The organism is Roseivivax sp. GX 12232 (assembly GCF_021272185.1).
Taxonomy (GTDB): Bacteria; Pseudomonadota; Alphaproteobacteria; order Rhodobacterales; family Rhodobacteraceae; genus Roseivivax.
Map to the genome: position 1 here is coordinate 522,404 of NZ_JAJSEC010000001.1, position 15,984 is coordinate 538,387.

Here is a 15,984-nt window from a genome sequence, read left to right on the forward strand (position 1 = left end):
CGGCGGCGTCAGCCGCCCGTCACCCGCGCCACCTCGGCGGCGAAATCCTCGCCGCGCTTCTCGAAGTTGTCGTATTGGTCAAAACTTGCCGCCGCCGGGGCCAGAAGCACCGTCTCGCCCGGCAGGGCGTCGCGATGGGCGGCGGCCACGGCGGTCGCCATGTCGGTGCAGATCTCCACCTCGACCCCGGTCAGCCCCAGCGCGAATTGCGCCGCCTCGCGGCCGATCACATAGGCCTTGCTGACATGGGCCAGCCCCGGCTCCAGCGCCGAGAGCCCGCCTTCCTTCATCAGCCCGCCGCAGACCCAGCGGATCTTCTCGAAGGCCTGCAGCGCCTTCAGGGCGGAATCCACATTGGTCGCCTTGCTGTCGTTGACGTAGCGCACGCCGCCCGCCTCGGCGACGATCTGGCTGCGGTGCGGCAGGCCCCGGAAGCTGCCCAGCGCCGCCTCGATCTGCCGCGGCCCGAGCCCCAGCGCCCGGACCGCCGCATAGGCCGCGCAGGCGTTCTGGTGGTTGTGCGCGCCGGGCAGCCCGGGGATCTGGCGCAGGTCGATGGCGCCGACCTGCTTGCCCTTGCGCCATTCGCTGAGGAAGCCCTTGCGCGCCATGACCTGCCAGCCCGGCCCCTGCGGCTTCTGCCCGACCGAGACCCGGATCAGCCGGTCGTCGCCGGGCGACGTGGCGATCTGGTTGGCCAGGAACCGGCCCTCGGGCTCGTCGACGCCGATCACCGCGCGGTCCGGCCCACCCTCCGCGAAGAGCCGGCGCTTGGCGGCGAAATAGCCGCCGAGCCCGGCGTGCCGGTCGAGGTGATCGGCGGTCAGATTGGTGAAGACCGCGATGTCCGGCGTCAGCGCCCGCGCCAGCTCGGTCTGGTAGGACGACAGCTCCAGCACGATCACCGACCCGTCGCCCGGCGGGTCGAGGTCCAGCACCCCGCGTCCGATGTTGCCCGCCAGTTCCACCGGCCGCCCGGCCTCGGCCAGGATGTGCCGGATCAGCGCCGAGGTCGTCGACTTGCCGTTCGAACCGGTGACCGCCACCACCTTGGGCGGGCTGTCGAACGCCATCCACTCGCCCGAGGCCAGGGCCCGGAAGAACAGCCCGATGTCGTTGTCGACCGGCACGCCGGCCTCCCAGGCCGCGGCAACCGCCGGGTTCGGCGCGGGATAGAGATGCGGGATGCCCGGCGAGACCACCAGGAGCGTCAGCTCCGCCATGACCGAAGCCGAGGCCAGCGCCGTGACCTCGAAGCCCTCGGCCTCGGCCCGGGCGCGGGCGTCCGGCGTGTCGTCCCAGAGGACCGGATGCGCCCCGCCCGCCGCCAGCGCCCGCGCCGCCGAGAGGCCCGAGCGGCCCAGTCCCAGGACGCCCACGCGTTCGCCCGTCATGCCGGTCACCGGAATCATCTCTGCCCCTCCGCCGCTCAAACCTTCTGTCTTGCGCGACAGGGCTAGGGCAAATGCCGGGCCAAGGAAAGCCTCACGGCGTCTCGTCCTCGCGGGGCAACAGCCCATAAGGCCGGACCAGCCGCCAGACATGCGCGGGCACCATGTTCTTGATCCGCGCGGGGTGGCAGCGGCGCAGGTGCAGCACCGTCTCGATGGCCTTCATCTCGAGCCGGGCACGGGCGAACTCCAGCCCGCGCGGCCCGATGCGCGGCTGCAGGAAGGACACGAGCGGCCGCAGCCAGCCGGGCATCCGCCGCACCGGCAGCCCGCCCGCGGCGCGCTCGACATTGCCCATGAAGCCCCGGACCGCGCCCGCCCGCGCGCCCTTGGAGCCGGGGGCCGCGCGCTTCAGCCGCGGCCCCAGCCGATCCAGAAGCGCCGCGCCCCGGGCGTTGCGCACGATCAGCCATTGCTGCCCCGCGCCGCCCATGTAGCCCACGGTCACATCGGCCAGCCTGTTGCTGTAATCGACGCAGGTCCGGCAGGTCAGCGGGAAGAAATCCGCCGGCAGATCCGACAGCGGCAGGCTCAGGAAGGGCACCTCGCGCGGCGGCCGCCCGTCGTCGAAGCGCAGCTCGACCCGGTAGTCGGCGCGGAACTCCAGGTAGGAAATCCGCTCGGGCGCGGGATCGAGCCGCGCGAGGAAGGCGTGGAAATTCTCGGTGGTGGTATTGTCCGAACAGGGCGTGCCGATGACGGTGATCTCCTCGAAGCCCAGCTCCGCCTCGAGCGCCCGCAGCGCGTAGACCTGGCAGGGAATGCCGATCACCGCGATGCGCCGGTGGCCTGCGTCCCGCGCGGGCTCCAGCGCCGCGAGAAGCGGCGCGAAGCCCATGCGCATGCCCCGGGTGCGGGCCATGTCGGCGGGATCGGTGACCACGACCGGCATGGGCCGCCAGCGGTCCTCGGGATGCGGCGCCACGGCGAGGACCGCGTCGATCGCCCCGTCCTCAAGAAGCTGCGCCCCAAGCGCCGAAGCGATGCCGGTCCATTGCGCCCCGGGCAGCGGCGGATCGAGCGACGCGCGATACATCGCCCGGGTGACCCCGAAGAAGCCCTCGTCACCCCCGGGCTCGGCTGCGCGGCCATGCACCCGGGCCTCAAGCCCGGGATAATCCGGCTGGATGAACTGGCAGGCCCGCCCGCAGGCCCGGCCGTCGCCCATGCGGCTCACGCCGCAATCGGTGCAGAGCCCCGGCCGCGCCGCGCCGCCGATCTCCGGCACCATGAGTCCCGCGCTGTCGCGTGGCATGCGCCCTCCCGTTCGCCGACACCTGTCAACCCTAGCTGACAGTCGGGTGGCGCACCAACCCCCTGCAGGCCTGACCGGGCCTCAAATACCTCTCGGGGGAGCGCGAGGGGGCAGACAGCCCCCTCGCCCGCGCCCGGACCCGCTCCAGCGGGACCGGGCGCCAGACATGCGCGGGGCCAAAGGCCCCGCCCCGCTGGGTCGTGGGATCAAGAGCCAAGGACGAGGGCGCCCATTACCCTCGTTCAAATTTTCAGGGGTAGGGTTCGCCCAACCGGATGGCCATCGCGTGCTCGGACACGCCGAGCTGCCCGGCGATCTGGGAGCGATTGAGCCCGGCTTCCTGCATCTCTTCGATCAGGTCCCAAGGCATCAACAGGTTGGCCGCAAACTTGTTGGCTTCCGTTTCCTGCTTCGGTCCGATCCGCGTGTTGAAATAGCGCCCTTGATTGGTGCTGCGGTAGGCTCTGTCATCGTCGAGCCCGGTTCCGATAAGGTCACGGTGGCGCACGTAATGCCCGATTTCGTGCGCGAGCGTGAAGCGCTGCCGGGTCGGGGGGTCGCCCGCATTGATGTTGATGGAGAACGATCCGTTGTCCGAAACAAGTTCTCCTGAGATTCCGGCGGGAAGATAGGCGTAATTCACTTTCAAGCCAAGGCTGGACGCCAAGCCTTCAAGGTCAACCGGCGCGTGCTTCTGAGCCGACCGAACCCTACTTGTCAGCGTTTCCAGCATCTCCTCCATCCTCCTGTGCGGCGGCAATTGCGTTGGCGACATCATCGTCTGCAGCGCGGCGGGCTATCTCAGAATATTCTTCATACAATGTAGGCAACATCGCTTCGACTTTCGATATCGCTTCATTCTCGATCCGATCAAGCACTCCTTCCAGTGCCGCGCTGACCTCTTCGCGGGCAACCTGTTCCGCCCGGCGCTGAACGAAGAAAAAGACTGGAAATGCACCGACACCCAATATGATAGCAAGAACGGCAAGCACTGCAGACAGAAAATCCAGTCGTCCGGTTTGGGCGGCAAACTCCATGACCGTCGTGCTCACTTCCGCCGAGCCCATGGGCCCTCCTCTGCGTCATCAAACTGTCTTCGAGTCAAAATTTGCCGCCATTTGGCCGCGGCGGAACCTAACAGTCGGTTAATCGAAGGCGGAAAAGCCGCCCCCGCCTCAGACCTTCCGCAGCGCCAGCACCGCGTTCAGCCCGCCGAAGGCGAAGGCGTTGGAGAGCGCCGCCTCGATCCGGGCCTCGCGGGCCTCGTTCGGGACGCAGTCGAGGGCGCATTCTGGGTCGGGCTCCTCGTAGCCGATGGTCGGCGCGATCACCCCGTCCTTCAGCGCCATGATGCAGGCCAGAAGCTCCACCGCGCCGGTGGCGCCGATGCAATGGCCGTGCATCGACTTCGTGGAGGAGATCATCAGATCGTCCGCATGGGTGCCGAAGACATCGGCCACCGCGGCGCATTCGGTCTTGTCGTTGGCCGCGGTCCCGGTGCCATGGGCGTTGATATAGCCGATCTTGTCCTTCGCGATCCCCGCGTCGCTCAGCGCGCCCGAGATCGCCCGTGCCGCGCCCTGCTTCGAAGGCATCACGATGTCGGCGGCATCCGAGGACATGGCAAAGCCCGCCACCTCGGCGAGGATCTCGGCGCCGCGGGCCTTGGCGTGCTCGTAGTCCTCGAAGACAAAGATGCCCGCGCCCTCGCCCTGCACCATGCCGTTGCGGGTCGCCGAGAAGGGCCGGCAGCCGTCCTTCGACATCACCCTCAGCCCTTCCCAGGCCTTGATGCCGCCGAAGCACAGCATGGATTCCGAGCCGCCGGTGACCATGACCGGCGCCATGCCAGAGCGCACGAACCAGAAGGCCTGGCCCATGGCGTGGTTCGACGAGGAACAGGCCGAGGCCACGGTGAAGCTCGGGCCCTTGATGTTGTATTGCATCGAGACATGCGAACAGGCGGCGTTGTTCATCAGCTTCGGCACCACGAAGGGATGGACCCGGTTCTTCCCCTCCTCGTAGACCGCGCGGTAGTTCTCGTCCTGTGTCGTCAGCCCGCCGCCCGAGGTGCCGAGCACCACGCCCGATTTCGCCGCCAGCTCGCCGTCGAACTCGAGGCCCGACTGGCGGATCGCCTCCTCGGCGGCCATCAGGGTGAACTGGGTGTAGCGGTCATACAGCGCGATCTGCTGGCGGTTGAAGACCGCCTCGGGGTCGAAGCCCTTGACCTGGCCGCCGATCTTCACCGCCAGCCGGTCGACATCGCGCATCTCCAGGGGGCCGATGCCGCAGCGGCCCTCGCGCATGGCCTCGAGCGTGGCGGGCACCGACAGGCCCAGCGCGTTGATCGTGCCGGCCCCGGTGATGACGACCCGTCTCACGCCTTCTGGTCGGCCACGAGCCGCTCGACCCCATCGGCGATCCTGGCCACCGAGGTGATGTCAAAGTCGCTTTCCTGGGGGTCGTTGGCGTTGAAGGGCACGGAGATGTCGAAGGCTTCCTCGATGGCGAAGATCGATTCCACCAGCCCCATGCTGTCGATGCCCAGCTCCTCGAGGGTCATCTCCTCGCGCACGTCCGAGGGCTCCAGCACCGCCTGTTCGGCGAGGATCTCGATCACCTTGGTCCTGATATCCATCCCAGATCTTTCCCGAAGCGATTGTTGTCTTGCGCTCTACTCGCTGGCGGCGGGTTTTGAAACCGCCTTGCGCAGGGCCGCGACCTCGCGCGCGAGCCGTGGCAGCCGGCGCATGGCTTTGAAGATCTCGATCTGCTGATCCATCTTCACCGCCGGGTAGCCCAGCACCACCCGCCCCTTGGGGATCGAGGACAGGACCACCGTCGCGCCGCCGCAGATCACGTTGTCACCGATCCGCAGGTTGTCGCTGACCCCGGTCTTGCCGCCCAGCACCACGAAGGAGCCGATCTCGGTCGAGCCGCCGATGCCGACCAGCCCGCAAAGCAGCGAATGCTCGCCCACCACCACGTTGTGGCCGACCTGCACGAGGCTGTCGATCTTGGTGCCCCGGCCGATCCGGGTGTCGCGCACGGTGCCGCGGTCGATGGTGGTATTGGCGCCGACCTCGACGTCGTCGCCCAGCGTCACGCCGCCCAGCGAATGGATGCGCGCCCAGGGCTGGCCCTCGGCCGCGGCCTCGCCGCCGAGGCTCTCGCGGGCCTTCTCGGCGCCCGAGGCCTCGGGGGTCACGAAGGAAAAGCCGTCCCCGCCGATCACCGCGCCGGGCTGCAGGATCACCCGGTCGCGCAGCGTGCAGCGCGCGCCAATCCGGGCGCCGGCGTGGATCAGACCGCCCTCGCCGATCACCGTCTCGGCGCCGACGAAGGCCTGCGGGCCGATCACCGTGCCCGCGCCGATCTTCGCGCCCGCGCCGATCACCGCGAAGGCGCCGATGCTGACATCCGCGCCGATCTCGGCGCTGGGGTCGATCGAGGTCATCTCGGAGATGCCGGGGGCATAGCCCGCGCCGGGATCCATCATGGCCGACAGCCCCGAAAGCGCGAATCGCGGCCGGGGGGCGAGGATCGCACCCTCGAGCCCGTAGCCCTGCCAGTCCGCCCCGTCCCAGAGGATCGCCGCCCGCGCCTGGCCCTGCGCCAGCCCCTCGGCGTAGTCGGGCTTCATCGCCAGCGCCAGCCAGTCGGCGGGGCAGTCCTGCGGCTCGGCGACGCCGGACAGGGCAATGTCGGTCCGGCCCACGGCCTCGAGGCCGAGGGCCTTGGCGATCGCGTCGAGACGATGGCTGGTCATGTCACCTCCGGGCCTGCCTGCCCGGGTGGTTTAGCTTTGAAGACCGCCCAGCGAAACCCCCGAGGCCTCGAGCGCGCGCCAGATCTGCGCGTCGCGCCCGTAGATGTCGTCGCGGTACTGGGTCCGGCCCTTGGCGGTGGTGAAGGCGGTCCGGTAGATCAGATGCACCGGCACCTTGGTCTCGAGGTTCACCCGCACGGTGCTGCGCTTGCCGAGGTGGTTCTGGAAGAAGCCCACCGGGTCGGCTTCCTGTTTGGCGAGCAGCGCATAAGCGAAGTCATGCGGGTCGTTCAGCCGCACGCAGCCATGCGAGAAGGTCCGCACGGTCCGCGAAAAGAGGCTCTGCGCCGGCGTGTCGTGCAGGTAGATGTTGTAGCGGTTCGGGAACATGAACTTCACCGAGCCCAGCGCGTTCTTCGGCCCCGGCGGCTGGCGCATGGAGAAGGGGAAGCTCGAGGCGCTGTATTGCGAGAAGCCGCGCCCGCGGTTGACCTGTCGCCCCCGGCTGTCGGTGATCTCGAGATGCGAGACCGAATAGGGATTGCGGCGCAGCATCGGCAGGTATTCGTTCACCACGATCGAGCGCGGGACATACCAGCTCGGGTTGATCTCCATGAACTCCATGACATCCGAGAACTCGGGCGTCTGGCGGTCGCTCTCGCGCGAGCCGACCACGGCGCGGGTCTCGAAGGTCACCTTGTCGTCGTCGTAGATGCGCGCCTTGAACTCGGTCAGGTTCACCTTGATGTGGCGTTCGCCGAGCCCGCCGGGGCGGTTCATCCAGCGCTCGCGCTCCATTGCGACGATGACGGACTTCAGCCGCTCGTCGATGCCGACGTTCAGGGCCGAGAGCGTGGCGTCGCCCGCCACCCCGTCGATCTCCTGGCCGTGGTCCTCCTGGAAGTCGCGCACCGCGCGTTCCATGGCGCGGTCGTAGAAGGCGGTCGAGGTATGGCCAAGGTAGCCCATGGACACGAGCCGGTTGCGCAGCGCCACCACCGCCTCGCCGCTGTCGCCGGGCGAAAGCTTGGAGGCGCGCACCGCCGGGCCCCAGCCGCCCCGGGCGCGCTGATCCTCGAGCGCCACGCGGGTCGCCATGAGGCGCACGTATTCGGGGCTCTGCGGCGCCAACGACCGGAAGAGCGCGCGCGGCTCCTCGCTGCCGAGCCGCGCCAGCAGGTCCTCGGGGCTGCGGGCCTCGGGGTCGCGCTTGATCGCGCGCACCACCTCGCGCGGGTCGAGGATGCCGGTCTGCAGGTCGCGCGCCAGCCGCAGGTAGGCGAGCGACATCTCGACCTCGGCCTCGCCCCGAGCGCGCGGCGTGTCGGCGGCGCGCAGCATCCGGTAAAGCCGGTCGGCGTCGTGGCGCGCGGCGGGGATGCCATGGGCCTCGACCCGGCGCATGGCGTCGATCAGCATGGCGCGGCGGTCGCGATGCAGGGCCTCGCCGCCGGTCCAGACCGGCTCGAACAGCCGCGCGCGGTAGAAATCGTTGAGCCCGTCGTGCTCCGCCACGGTTTCGGCCACCGCCTGCTTGAAGGCGGTCACCTGTGCCAGCGCCGGCGCGGGCAGCGCCGTCAGGCCCAGGGAAACAAGGGCCGCGGCGGCAGCCATGCGAAAGCGGAAGGCACGGGGAAACATCATGGAAAGGTCTCGAAACAACGGGCGGACAGAAGGGGTTGAGGACAGTTGATCTGTGAACCAACGCATCTGTCCATTCACATTTCCCTCATGCGGAAAATCTTTTTTGCACCTTTTGCCGCAGGGTCACAAGGCCGCCTTGCCACGCGGCATTCGGGCAACATCCCGGCGTTTTGAGCAATATTTCGCCGAAACCCATTGTATCTCGGAACAATCCGGCCCGTCGGCCTTCCGAGAAAAACCCGATTGTGCAATAACCATTAAGACATCTGGGGGAAGATGGCAGGCGCGCCCAACGAGGTGCGCGATACAGGACAGAAAACGGGACAGGTTTTCTATGACAGACCTACGGACGGGCGGGTTCACCCGCCGTGGCCTCTTGCAGGCCTTCGCTGCGACAGCAGTCACCGCAGCTCCAACCTTCGCGAATGCGGCTGGGTTCCTTCGGGGTGGTGGCGACATCCGTCGCATCAAGATGTATTCCGGGCGCACCGGGGAACGCATCGACATGATCTACTGGGTCGACGGGGATTACATCGCCGACGCGGTGCAGGAGATCACGCATTTCATGCGCGACTGGCGGAACAACAAGGTCAAGAACATCGATCTGCGCACGATCGACATCATGGCCGCCTCGCACAACCTTCTGGACGCAAACGAGCCCTACATGCTGATCTCGGGCTACCGCAGCCCCGAGACCAACTCGATGCTGCGCGCGCGCTCCTCGGGGGTGGCGAAGAACTCGCGGCACCTGCGTGGCGAAGCGGCCGACCTGCGGCTGGCCTCGCGCTCGGTGCACCAGGTCGCCAAGGCCGCCATGGCCTGCCGGGCGGGCGGCGTCGGGCGCTACTCGGGCTCGAACTTCGTGCACATGGACTGCGGCCCGGTGCGGAGCTGGGGCAGCTGAGGCCACCGCGCGAGAAGCGACCTGTCTGGACGTGAAGAGAACGGCGCCTTCGGGCGCCTTTTCTTTTTGGCGGAGAGGGGGGCGGGCGCGGTTCGCTTGGACGTGGAATGCGCTGGCTCAGAGGTGGGCGGCACGACGGGAGCGGCCCTGCCCCCCGGCTGCACGCACCGCCACACGGGGGAAGCACCGAAGCCACCCTGCCCCCGAAAGGCGGACCATTGGCGGATCGTCCGGGCCACGCTGCCCTGCACGGCGGACCACAGGCTGAGCACTTGGGCCGCCCGGCCTCACTCGCCCGACCACCACCATGCCCTAACCACCTCACTTCAAACGCAAAACCACGCCGCGGCCCCAGTCGGGCGCGACGTCTCACTCATCTCTCAAGAAGAAGTGGCGCGGTTGACGGGGCTCGAACCCGCGACCCCCGGCGTGACAGGCCGGTACTCTAACCATCTGAGCTACAACCGCGTAGCGTCTAGGGGCACCTTCGGATCGGAACAGCGTGGCGCGGTTGACGGGGCTCGAACCCGCGACCCCCGGCGTGACAGGCCGGTACTCTAACCATCTGAGCTACAACCGCTCGCTGTCCGCCCGGTGCCCCCGGGCGTGCCGCGCGTTCTAGGCGGGTGTCCTTCCCCCGTCAAGCGGTTTCCGTGCCCGGATTGCGGGCTTTTTTCGCGACCCCGCGGAAGCCCGCTAGCGCGGCGGCAGGGGGATGAACTCGCCGTCATCGCCGGGCGGCAGCTGGAAGCGGCCATGGGCCCAATCCTCGGCCCGCCAGGCCTCTTTCGCGGCCTCGATCCGCTCTTTCGAGGAGGCCACGAAGTTCCACCAGATGTAGCGCGGCCCCTCGAGCGTCGCGCCGCCGAGGAGCATCACCCGGGCGCCTTGCTCGCCCGCGCGCAGCGACAGCCGGTCGCCGGGGCGGAAGACCATCATCTGCCCGGCCTCGAAGCGCTGGCCCGCGATCTCGATGGCGCCCGAGACCACGTAGACGCCGCGGTCCTCGTGGTCGTCCGGCAGGGGAATCGCCGCGCCGGGCGCGAGCTGCGCGTCGGCGTAGAACATCTCCGAGGCGGTCTCGACCGGGGCCTCCTCGCCCCAGGCGCGCCCGAGGATCAGCCGCACCTCCTTGCCCTCGCCGGTCAGGAGCGGCAGCGCCGAGGCGGCGGCATGCTGGAAGTCCGGCGCGCGGTCCTCGTGGTCCTTGGGCAGCGCCACCCAGGTCTGGATGCCGAAGAACGGCATGGCCTGGCGCTGGGTCGCGTCGTCGGTGCGCTCGGAATGGGTGATGCCATGGCCCGCGACCATCCAGTTCACCGCGCCCGGCTCGATCCAGGCGTCGGTGCCCAGGCTGTCGCGGTGATGCATCCGCCCGTCGAAGAGATAGGAGATCGTCGCCAGCCCGATGTGCGGATGCGGCCGCACGTCGAGCCCCCGGTTCGGCAGCAGCTCGGCCGGCCCCATCTGGTCGAAGAAGATGAAGGGCCCGACCATCTGCCGGCGCGGCGCGGGCAGCGCGCGGCGGACCTCGAAACCGCCCAGGTCGCGGGCGCGCGGGACGATCACGGTCTCGATGGCGTCGACCTCGTCTCCGGTCGGGCAATGCGGATCAAGCGCGGGGTTCCAGCTCATGTGGTCTCTCCTTGGGGCATCCGGGTCACGCCAAGAATCATAGAGTGTGCGGGCACTTGCATGAACACGCATTTCGGGAGTAGTCCTGTGCGTGCCTGCGCAGCCAGATTTACGGCCCCCGCGTCGCGCAGATTTTGCCCCTCCGAGACCGCCCGCCCGGGCGGTCCCGTTTTTCCAGTTTAGACCGCATCCCCCTTCACATGCGCGACCGTATATCGTGAGACGATTTCTGATCCAGCGGCTGGTCTTTCTCGACCTCGCCGGGCGGCCCTTCGAGCTGTCATCGGGCCGGCTGGCCCGGGTTTTGCTGCGGCCCTACGGGCTGCTTTACCTGCTGTTGTGTTACGCCACGCTGCTGGCGACCGATCCGGCCGCGCTCGGCACGGTCTTTCCCGCGCCGGTGCTGCCGCCGCTCTATTTCGGGGTGACGCTGGGCTACGTGCTGATCTTCTGCGCGCTGCCCGCGGTGCTGGCCATGCTGCCCGAGCGGCTGCGCCCGCGGGTGCCGACGGTGGCGGCGGGGCTCGTGACCGCGACGCTCATGGTGCTGGCGCTCGAGGTGCTGGCGCGGACCGCGGGCGGGCCCGAGGCCAGCCTGATCTCGCTGCGCCGGATGGTCGGCATCCTGATGCTGGTGGGCTTCTTCGACAGCGTCTTCTTCCTCTTTGCCTATCCCGCCATCGCCCGGCGCGGCGGGCTGCCGCCGCTTGAGGCGCCGCGGGCCCCGGCGCGGCGCGCCTCCACGCCCGCGCTCGCCGCGCCGGAGCCCGAAGCCGCGCCCCCTGCCCCGGCGGCCCTGACCGAAGACCCCGAGGGCCGCGCGCTGGTCGTCGGCTCCACCCGGGTGCCGATCGAACGGGTGCTCCTGATCGAGGCCCGGCAGCACCACGTCCAGGTCACGCTCGAGGACCGGGTCCTGACCCAGCGCGCGCGGCTGGCCGATGTGGTCGCCCAGACCCGGCCCGAGGACGGCTTCCAGCCGCATCGCTCCTTCTGGGTGCCGCACCGCGCGGCGGGCGCGCTGATCCATGACGGCAAGCGCCATGTGGTGCGGCTGACCAACGACAAGGAGGTGCCGGTGGCGCGCACCCGCCTGCCCGAGGTCGAGACCTGGCTGGCGCGCTACAAGAAGATCGCCCGCAGCCGCGGCTGACCGCCGCTTTGCCTCGGCCCGCGCCGCCGCTAGCTCCGGGGAAGATGCGAGGACGAGGTGCCATGCTGAGCGCGCGAGACATCCACAAGAGCTACGCCAGCGGCGGCGCGCAGGTCTCGGTCCTGCGCGGCGTCTCGCTCGAGGTCGCCCGGGGCGAGGCGGTGGCGCTGACCGGCGAAAGCGGCTCGGGGAAGTCGACGCTCCTGCATATCCTCGGCTGTCTCGATGCCGCCGACCGGGGAGAGATCACCCTGGCCGACCAGCGCATCGACGGTCTGGGCGAGGCCGCCCGCGCGGAGCTGCGCCGCCGGCGGATCGGCGTGGTCTTCCAGAGCCTGAACCTCATTCCCTCGCTCGACGTGCGGCAGAACCTGGCCTTCCAGGCCCGGCTCGCGGGGCGCGCCGACGCCGCCTGGCAGGCCGACCTGGCCGAACGGCTGGGGCTCTCCGAACATCTCGACCGCTACCCCGAGGAGCTCTCGGGCGGGCAGCAGCAGCGCGTCGCCATCGGCCGGGCCATCGCCAACCGCCCGGCGCTGCTCCTGGCCGACGAGCCCACCGGCAACCTCGACGAGGAGACCGCCGAACGGGTGCTCGACCTGCTGCTGGAGCTGGCGCGGGAAACCGGCGCGGCCTTCCTCATGGTCACCCATTCGGCGCGTCATGCCGCTCGCATGGACCGGCAGCTCACCCTCGAACAGGGGCGGCTGGCGTGACCCGCGCGGGGCTCTCCGCGCTATTTGCCCATTGGCGGCGCCACCCGCTGCAACTGGCCGCCCTCCTCTTGGGCCTGGCGCTGGCCACCGCGCTCTGGTCCGGGGTGCAGGCGATCAACGCCGAGGCGCGGGCGAGCTACGACCGCGCCGCCGAGACGCTGGGGCAAGGCGCGCTCGACCGGCTGGTCTCGGACCGCGGCCTCGGCATGGCGGAGTTCACCGAGCTGCGCCGCGCGGGCTACCGCGTCACCCCGCTGGTCGAAGGGCGGCTCGAAGTCGGCGGGCGGCGGCTGTCGATCCGGGGCATCGACCCGCTGACCGCCCCGCCCGGGCTTGGCACGCTGGCCATCGCGGGCGACGAGGAGGCGCTCGACGGGCTCCTGTCGGAGGCAGGTCTTTTGCTGGTCGCCCCCGAGACCGCCCGCGCGCTCTCGGGGGCCGAGGGGCTGCCGCCCCTGCGCTCCAGCGCCAATATCGCCCAGGGCGAGGCGGTGACCGATGTCGTCACCGCGCAGCGGCTCCTGGGCGTCGAGACGCTGACCGCGCTGGTCCTGGCGCCCGAGCAGCCCTTCGGCCTGCCGCCCCTGCGCGAGGCCACCGAGTTCGCCTATGTCGAGGGCCAGTCCGGCGGCGACCTCACCCGGCTGACCGAGAGCTTCCACCTGAACCTGACCGCCTTCGGGCTTCTGTCCTTCGCGGTGGGGCTTTTCATCGTGCAAAGCGCCATCGGGCTGGCCTTCGAGCAGCGCCGCCAGACCTTCCGCACGCTGCGCGCGCTGGGGATGCCGCTGGCCCGGCTGATCTGGCTTCTGGCGGGCGAGCTGACCGGCCTCGCGCTGGTGGCGGGCACCGCGGGCATCGCCTTGGGCTATGTCATCGCGGCGGCGCTGCTGCCGGGCGTGGCGGGCACGCTGCGCGGGCTCTACGGCGCGGATGTCTCGGGGCAGCTCACCTTCGATCCGCTCTGGGCGGTCTCGGCCCTGGCCATCGCGCTGGCGGGCGCGGGGCTCGCCGGGGCGCAGGCGCTCTGGCGGGTGGCGCGCATGCCGCTTCTGGCGCCCGCCCAGCCCCGCGCCTGGGCCATGGCCTCGGCCCGGACGCTGAAGGCGCAGGGCGCGCTCGCGGGTCTTTTGCTGCTGACGAGCGCCGGGCTCGCGCTTTTCGGCCAGGGGCTGGTCCTGGCCTTCGCCTGCCTCGCGGCACTTCTGATCGGCGCGGCGCTGGCGCTGCCGCCGCTTCTCATCGCGGCGCTCAGGGCGCTCCGCCCGCTGGCGCGCGGGCCGGTCACGGAATGGCTGCTCGCCGATGCGCGCCAGCAGGTGCCCGCGCTGTCGCTGGCGCTCATGGCGCTGCTGCTCGCGCTCTCGGCCAATATCGGCGTCGGCACCATGGTCGGCAGCTTCCGCACCACCTTCACCGGCTGGCTCGACCAGCGGCTCGCGGCCGAGCTTTACCTGACCGCCCGCACCCCCGAGGAGGCCCGCGAGATCCGCGCTTTCGCCGCCCCGCAGAGCGACGCGATCCTGCCGATCTGGTCGGTGGAGACGCAGATCAAGGGACAGCCCACGCAGGTCTTCGGCGTCGCCGATCACGCGACCTACCGCGAGAACTGGCCGCTTCTGAGCGCCGCGCCGGGGGTCTGGGACCGGCTCGCCGCGGGCGAGGGCCTGTTGATCAACGAGCAGCTCTGGCGGCGCGAGGGGCTGGCGCTGGGCGATCCGATCCGGGTGACGAAGGGCCTGAGCCTGCCCGTCGCCGGGGTCTATTCCGACTACGGCAATCCGGCGGGCCAGCTCATGGTCGGGGCCCGGACGCTCGACGCGGCTTTCCCGGGCCGCCCGCGCCTGCGCTTCGCCCTGCGGCTGCCGCCCGAGGAGGCGCCGGCGCTCGCCCGCGAGATCCGCGACCGCTTCGGCCTGCCCGCGGGCAACCTGGTGAACCAGGCCGAGGTCAAGGCGCTCTCGCTCCGGGTCTTCGAGCAGACCTTCCTGGTCACCGGCGCGCTCAACGCGCTGACGCTGGGCGTCGCGGGCTTCGCGATCCTGACGAGCCTTCTGACGCTCTCCACCCTGCGGCTGCCGCAGCTCGCGCCGATCTGGGCGCTGGGGGTCCGGCCGCAGCGCCTCGGCGCGCTGGAGGTGGCGCGCACGCTGCTCTTGGCGGCGCTGACCTGGGTGCTGGCTGTCCCCGTCGGGCTGGCGCTGGCCTGGGTGCTCCTGGCCATCGTCAACGTCGAGGCCTTCGGCTGGCGCCTGCCGATGCGGCTTTTCCCCGCCGACTGGCTCTGGCTCGGCCTTGCTGCGCTCGGGGCCGCGGCGCTGGCCTGTCTCTGGCCGGTGATCCGCCTTACCCGCCTGCCCCCGAACCGCCTGCTGAGGGTCTTTGCCAATGAACGTTAAGGCATGTCTCGCCGCGCTGATGCTGGCCGGGCCGGCCTCGGCCCAGGGCTTCGCGGGCCTCGGCACCGAGGCGCGGGACTTCGCCGTGCCCGACCCCGAGGCGGCGCTGCGCTTCCCCGAGGACCACTTCCCCCACCCCGACTACCGCATCGAATGGTGGTATCTGACCGCCAACCTCGAAGCCCCCGACGGCACCCGCTACGGGGTTCAATGGACGCTCTTCCGCTCGGCCCGAAGCCCCGGCACCGCGCCGGGCTGGGAGGCAGAACAGCTCTGGATGGGCCATGCCGCGCTGACCTCAGCCGAGGCGCATCGCGTCGACGAACGGCTCGGGCGCGGCGGCACCGGACAGGCGGGCGTCGAGCGCCCCTTCGCCGCCTATATCGACGACTGGGCCTTCGCCTCGATCGCGCCCGAGGGCGCCGACCCGTTCTCCGCCGCGCGGCTCACCGCCCGGGGCGACGATTTCGCCTATGACCTGGCGCTTCGGGCAGAGGGCCCCTTGGTCCTGCAGGGACAAGAGGGCTATTCGGTCAAATCCCCCGCGGGCCAGGCGAGTTACTACTACTCGCAGCCCTTCTACCGGGTCGAAGGCGCGCTCTCCCTGCCCGGAGGCGAGGTGGCGGTCACCGGGCGGGCCTGGCTCGACCGGGAGTGGTCCTCGCAGCCGCTGTCGGAGAACCAGACCGGCTGGGACTGGTTCTCGCTGCATTTTGCGGATGGGGCGAAGCTCATGGGCTTCGGCTTGCGCGAGAGGGACGGCGGGCATTTCACCTCGGCCACCTGGATCGCGCCGGACGGCCGGCCCACGCACTACGGCGACGGGGCGCTGCGGCTGACCCCGCTCGAGACGGCCGAGGTCGCGGGCCGCGAGGTGCCGGTGCGCTGGCGGCTGGAGCTGCCCGCGCGGGGTCTGGAGGTGACGACCGAGCCGCTCAACGAGCAGGCCTGGATGGGCACGCTGTTTCCCTATTGGGAAGGGCCGGTGACGGTCTCGGGCAGCCACGCGGGCGAGGGCTACCTGGAGATGACGGGCTACGGGGCGGAGTAGCGCG

General features: G+C 70.2%; 14 protein-coding genes and 2 tRNA genes. 5 read left to right on the plus strand and 11 right to left on the minus strand.

The features are described 5' to 3' along the window. Positions 1-8: 8 nt before the first annotated feature. From murD to LR948_RS02385, 8 genes are all read right to left on the minus strand, one after another. Positions 9-1,412: a UDP-N-acetylmuramoyl-L-alanine--D-glutamate ligase gene (gene murD, locus LR948_RS02350; protein ID WP_232752318.1), complete on the minus strand. Its 1,404-nt coding sequence runs from the start codon at positions 1,410-1,412 to the stop codon at positions 9-11. Between the two features lie 73 nt (positions 1,413-1,485). Next, positions 1,486-2,706 (minus strand): Coenzyme F420 hydrogenase/dehydrogenase, beta subunit C-terminal domain, encoded by a 1,221-nt coding sequence (locus tag LR948_RS02355; RefSeq protein ID WP_232752319.1) that lies wholly within the window; start codon positions 2,704-2,706, stop codon positions 1,486-1,488. Between the two features lie 250 nt (positions 2,707-2,956). Next, entirely contained in the window at positions 2,957-3,439 is a 483-nt protein-coding gene (locus tag LR948_RS02360; RefSeq protein WP_232752320.1) for an ImmA/IrrE family metallo-endopeptidase, read from the minus strand. Continuing rightward, positions 3,417-3,773, minus strand: a complete 357-nt coding sequence (locus LR948_RS02365) for a hypothetical protein (protein WP_232752321.1) — start codon at positions 3,771-3,773, stop codon at positions 3,417-3,419. The genes LR948_RS02360 and LR948_RS02365 overlap by 23 nt, the downstream gene beginning before the upstream one ends. 108 nt (positions 3,774-3,881) lie before the next feature. After that, positions 3,882-5,090 (minus strand): beta-ketoacyl-[acyl-carrier-protein] synthase family protein, encoded by a 1,209-nt coding sequence (locus LR948_RS02370; RefSeq protein ID WP_232752322.1) that lies wholly within the window; start codon positions 5,088-5,090, stop codon positions 3,882-3,884. Further along, complete coding sequence (locus LR948_RS02375) at positions 5,087-5,347, minus strand: acyl carrier protein (RefSeq protein WP_232752323.1); 261 nt, start codon at positions 5,345-5,347, stop codon at positions 5,087-5,089. The genes LR948_RS02370 and LR948_RS02375 overlap by 4 nt, the downstream gene beginning before the upstream one ends. 36 nt (positions 5,348-5,383) lie before the next feature. Continuing rightward, complete coding sequence (locus LR948_RS02380) at positions 5,384-6,478, minus strand: UDP-3-O-(3-hydroxymyristoyl)glucosamine N-acyltransferase (RefSeq protein WP_232752324.1); 1,095 nt, start codon at positions 6,476-6,478, stop codon at positions 5,384-5,386. Positions 6,479-6,508: 30 nt separating this feature from the next. Further along, a complete protein-coding gene (locus LR948_RS02385) occupies positions 6,509-8,122 on the minus strand; it encodes a murein L,D-transpeptidase (RefSeq protein WP_232752325.1) in 1,614 nt (537 codons plus the stop codon). A gap of 334 nt (positions 8,123-8,456) precedes the next feature. Here LR948_RS02385 and LR948_RS02390 point away from each other — a divergent pair, with 334 nt between their 5' ends. Next, complete coding sequence (locus LR948_RS02390) at positions 8,457-9,026, plus strand: DUF882 domain-containing protein (RefSeq protein WP_232752326.1); 570 nt, start codon at positions 8,457-8,459, stop codon at positions 9,024-9,026. Between the two features lie 391 nt (positions 9,027-9,417). Here the strand turns inward: LR948_RS02390 and LR948_RS02395 are convergent. The 3 genes from LR948_RS02395 to LR948_RS02405 form a co-directional block, all read right to left on the minus strand. Further along, positions 9,418-9,494, minus strand: a tRNA-Asp gene (locus LR948_RS02395). Positions 9,495-9,529: 35 nt separating this feature from the next. Further along, positions 9,530-9,606, minus strand: a tRNA-Asp gene (locus tag LR948_RS02400). 116 nt (positions 9,607-9,722) lie between these two features. After that, complete coding sequence (locus tag LR948_RS02405; protein WP_232752327.1) at positions 9,723-10,661, minus strand: pirin family protein; 939 nt, start codon at positions 10,659-10,661, stop codon at positions 9,723-9,725. Between the two features lie 217 nt (positions 10,662-10,878). On the opposite strand from LR948_RS02405, the gene LR948_RS18980 reads away from it, so the two are divergent. The 4 genes from LR948_RS18980 to LR948_RS02425 all read left to right on the plus strand — a co-directional run bounded on the left by LR948_RS18980 (position 10,879) and on the right by LR948_RS02425 (position 15,980). Continuing rightward, positions 10,879-11,814, plus strand: a complete 936-nt coding sequence (locus tag LR948_RS18980; protein WP_232752328.1) for a LytTR family DNA-binding domain-containing protein — start codon at positions 10,879-10,881, stop codon at positions 11,812-11,814. Between the two features lie 62 nt (positions 11,815-11,876). Next, positions 11,877-12,530, plus strand: coding sequence for an ABC transporter ATP-binding protein (locus LR948_RS02415; protein WP_232752329.1), 654 nt, complete (start codon positions 11,877-11,879; stop codon positions 12,528-12,530). Beyond that, on the plus strand, positions 12,527-14,929 hold the full coding sequence (locus LR948_RS02420) for an ABC transporter permease (RefSeq protein WP_232752330.1): 2,403 nt from the start codon (positions 12,527-12,529) through the stop codon (positions 14,927-14,929). Before LR948_RS02415 ends, LR948_RS02420 begins: the two co-directional genes overlap by 4 nt. After that, a complete protein-coding gene (locus LR948_RS02425; RefSeq protein ID WP_232752331.1) occupies positions 14,919-15,980 on the plus strand; it encodes a lipocalin-like domain-containing protein in 1,062 nt (353 codons plus the stop codon). The genes LR948_RS02420 and LR948_RS02425 overlap by 11 nt, the downstream gene beginning before the upstream one ends. Positions 15,981-15,984 lie beyond the last annotated feature (4 nt).